The organism is Coprococcus intestinihominis (assembly GCF_040096555.1).
Classification (GTDB): Bacteria; Bacillota; Clostridia; order Lachnospirales; family Lachnospiraceae; genus Coprococcus_A; species Coprococcus_A intestinihominis.
Genome location: NZ_JBBMEK010000307.1, coordinates 1 through 3,598 on the forward strand (window position 1 = coordinate 1; position 3,598 = coordinate 3,598).

Sequence of the window (3,598 nt, forward strand, 5' to 3'; positions counted from 1 at the left end):
TGATTATACATGGACACCGGCTTATATCAACAATACACAGGTATTTGCAGTGAACAAGAACAGCGGCATCAAAAAGGCAGCTGATCTTGCAGGCAAGAATGTCCTTGTTCAGGCGGATTCTTCAGCACTGGCAGCGCTTCAGGATGAAGAAAACACAGATATCAAGGCTTTGGCAGATTCTTTCGGCAGCCTGACACAGGTACCGGATTATGAGAGCGCGCTGATGGAGCTTGAAGCAGGTTCCGCAGATGCCGTTGCCATGGATGAAGGTGTTGCGCTGACGAAGCAGGCCCAGAATGACAATATTGTGATCCTTGATGATGTGATTTCACAGGAACAGTATGGCATTGCTTTTAAGAAAGGCAATGATGAATTGAGAGATCAGGTATGGTCTACATTACTTGAAATGGAGAAAGACGGCACTGTAGATAAGATTGCAGCGAAGTATCCATCCATCAATACAGCCAATATCTGTATTAGTGACAATGAATAAGAATTGAATAGAGCATCTTGGCTGCTGCAAAATTCATCAATTGATTTTGCGGCAGCTCTTTTGCTCTTATAAAGGAGGAAATGAGAATGACGGTCATGCAGATTGTCCAACAGTTATTTGGCAGTATGGGTATCACGATGGAAATCTTTTTTGTTACACTGATTACATCGCTGATTCTCGGCCTTGGTATGGCCCTGATTCGTATGTCAAAGAATCCGATATTGTCAGTGATTGCCAAATTTTATATTTCTGTCATGCGTGGTACACCATTGATGCTGCAGCTGCTTGTTGTATATTTTGGCCCTTTTTTTATTTTCGGGATGCAGATCACGCCATCTTACCGCCTGAAAGCTGTCCTGATCGGCTTTGCTTTAAATTATGCCGCTTATTTTGCAGAGATTTACAGATCCGGCATTGCAGCGATTCCGGTTGGTCAGTATGAGGCGGCCAGAATGCTGGGATACAGCAAAACACAGACATTTGCCTATATTGTGATGCCTCAGGTCATCAAGCGGATTATTCCGCCGGTAGCCAATGAAACCATTACCCTGGTCAAGGATACATCTCTGGCTTTTACATTGGCGGTAGCAGAAGTATTTACTGTGACGAAACAGCTGGTGGCTTCCCAGTCATCCGTTGTTCCGTTTATTGTGGCGGGTGTTTTTTATTACATTTTCAATCTGATTGTGGCGGTATTTTTTGATTATCTTGAAAAGAAAATGGATTATTACAGATAGGAGGAGAGCCCATGCGTTTACTGGAAATGAACCATATTAAGAAAAGCTTTGATGGGCAGGAAGTCCTGAAAGATATATCTATTCATGTGGATGAAGGTGAAGTTTTGAGTATTATCGGGCCCTCCGGTTCCGGTAAGTCTACCATGCTGCGATGCGCGACGATGCTTGAGACCATTGATGACGGAGCGATTATTTATCTTGGGGATAAGGCGGCTTTCAGCAAGGACGGACATGCAGTGTATGCCAAGGCGGCGGATTTGAAGAAGATCCATAGTTACTATGGACTTGTTTTCCAGAATTTCAATCTGTTTCCGCATTATTCCGTCATAAAAAACATTACGGATGCCCCATTGAGAGTGCAGAAAAGAAATAAATCCGAAGTTTATGCAGAGGCAAGAGAACTTCTAAAGAAAATGGGTCTTGAGGACAAGGAGAATGCCTATCCTTATCAGCTGTCCGGCGGTCAGCAGCAGAGAGTATCTATTGCAAGAGCACTGGCAATGAAACCGAAGATTTTGTTCTTCGATGAACCGACATCTGCGCTGGATCCGGAGCTGACAGGTGAGATCCTGAAGATTATTAAGAATCTGGCAGCAGAAAAGATGACAATGGTCATTGTTACCCATGAGATGAATTTCGCCAAAAATGTGTCGGATTATGTGGTTTTCATGGACAAGGGTGTGATCGTTGAGGAAGGCAAACCGGAAGATGTGTTTAATTCAGAAAATCCTCGAATGAAGGAATTCCTTGGCAAATTTGAATCATAAATCAAAAATAGCGTAAAAAAAAGGTTTTTTTTCGGCGTATTCAGTGGTATGATAGTCAATGCTGATCAAGTTGTGTGTGTGTCCGGCTTGAAATAACAGTTACAGAAAGGATTTGTAAGACGATGTTATTTTGCAGTATAGAATTCATATTTCTGTTTATGCCGATTTTTTTGTTGATTTATTATACTGTTCCGGAAAAATATGGCAACCTGATACTGTTTTTGGGAAGCCTGTTTTTTTATGCCTATGGTGAACATCGGTTTTTCTGGCTGATTCTTGTTTCGCTGGTGATCCATTACGCATTGACCAGGTATTCCCAGGGAAAAAGCCGGAAATGTCAGAGGATTTGTCTGGTGGTCATGCTTATGTATGGCTTTGGCATGCTGTTTATATTTAAATATATGGATTTTTTTGCAGCCAACTGGAATCATCTGGCCGTCTGGCTGGCGGACAGGGGAAGCAGGGTGAAGCTGCCCCATGTGAATGCAACGGAGGTATCGCTGCCTTTAGGCATCAGTTTCTATACTTTCCAGATTGCAGCTTATGCCATTGATGTTTACAGAGGTCAGGTGAAGCCGGAGGAACGTTTTGTTGATCTGGGCGCTTTTCTGAGTATGTTTCCTCAGTTGATCGCCGGTCCGATTGTATTGTATCATGATGTGTCAGCGCAGCTGAAAAAGCGTGTTTTGAGCTGGCGCCATATGGAAAATGGTATTAAGACATTTATCATTGGTCTGAGTCTGAAGATGCTGTTGGCGAATACCTTTGGGACTTTGTGGAATCAGGTTCAGACGGCAGGTGTCAGTGCAGCGTCTGTTCCGATGGTCTGGCTGGGAGCACTGGGATATACCTTTCAGATTTATTTTGACTTCCAGGGCTATTCTATGATGGCTATGGGGCTTGGAGAAATGCTGGGATTTCGAATTCCCAGAAACTTTCGGCATCCGTATATGGCGACTTCTGTTACAGATTTCTGGCGTCGATGGCATATGACTCTCAGCGGATGGTTTAAGAATTATGTCTATATTCCTCTCGGCGGCAGCCGTCACGGCAAAGTCAGAATGCTGTTCAATATGTTTGTGGTCTGGTCTTTGACTGGGTTATGGCATGGCGCCGGATGGAACTTTATTCTGTGGGGCATGTATTATTTTGCCCTGTTGATGATAGAAAAGCTGTTTTTGTTTAGATTTTTTGAGAAATATCCTGTTGTCGGATGGTGTTTCACATTTCCGGCAGTGGTGACCGGATGGGTAATTTTTGCATCGGATAATCTGAGTGCAGTCAAAACCTATCTGATGCAGATGTTCGGACATTTGAGTGATGCCGGTTACTGGACAATGAATCTGGATCTGTTTGGGCAGACTGTACGGCAGTATGGTATTTATCTGGTGTTGGCCTTTATCTTTTCGACGGCGTGGCCTTATGGGAAATACCGTGAGAATAAGAACAGGCCGCTGACAATTTTGATTCTCCTTGTCCTGTTTGGTCTGTGTGTCTATAAGATGCAGACAGCAGCCAGCAATCCGTTTTTATATTTCAGATTTTAGGAGGTGCAGAGGATGCGTGGATGGATCGATTGGGCCAGAAAGTACCCGATGACG

The 3,598-nt window shown here is 43.6% G+C and carries 4 protein-coding genes; all 4 read left to right on the forward strand.

Annotated elements, in window-relative coordinates; genetic code table 11:
- Positions 1-493 (forward strand): PhnD/SsuA/transferrin family substrate-binding protein (locus WMO25_RS16200; protein ID WP_349086197.1); only part of this gene is annotated, 493 nt, incomplete at its 5' end.
- Positions 494-579: 86 nt separating this feature from the next.
- Entirely contained in the window at positions 580-1,230 is a 651-nt protein-coding gene (locus tag WMO25_RS16205; RefSeq protein ID WP_349086198.1) for an amino acid ABC transporter permease, read from the forward strand.
- 11 nt (positions 1,231-1,241) lie between these two features.
- Positions 1,242-1,997 (forward strand): amino acid ABC transporter ATP-binding protein, encoded by a 756-nt coding sequence (locus WMO25_RS16210; RefSeq protein ID WP_349086200.1) that lies wholly within the window; start codon positions 1,242-1,244, stop codon positions 1,995-1,997.
- Between the two features lie 158 nt (positions 1,998-2,155).
- The gene (locus WMO25_RS16215) at positions 2,156-3,544 is read left to right on the forward strand and encodes an MBOAT family O-acyltransferase (RefSeq protein ID WP_349086201.1); all 1,389 of its coding nucleotides are present in this window, start codon (positions 2,156-2,158) and stop codon (positions 3,542-3,544) included.
- The last annotated feature ends 54 nt before the right edge of the window (positions 3,545-3,598 follow it).

What these genes read in the sequence shown, in the direction of transcription:
- WMO25_RS16210 (WP_349086200.1), top strand. Translation starts at nt 1,242, where the DNA reads ATGCGTTTACTGGAAATGAACCATATTAAGAAAAGCTTTGATGGGCAG.
- WMO25_RS16215 (WP_349086201.1), top strand. Translation starts at nt 2,156, where the DNA reads ATGCCGATTTTTTTGTTGATTTATTATACTGTTCCGGAAAAATATGGC.
- WMO25_RS16205 (WP_349086198.1), top strand. Translation starts at nt 580, where the DNA reads ATGACGGTCATGCAGATTGTCCAACAGTTATTTGGCAGTATGGGTATC.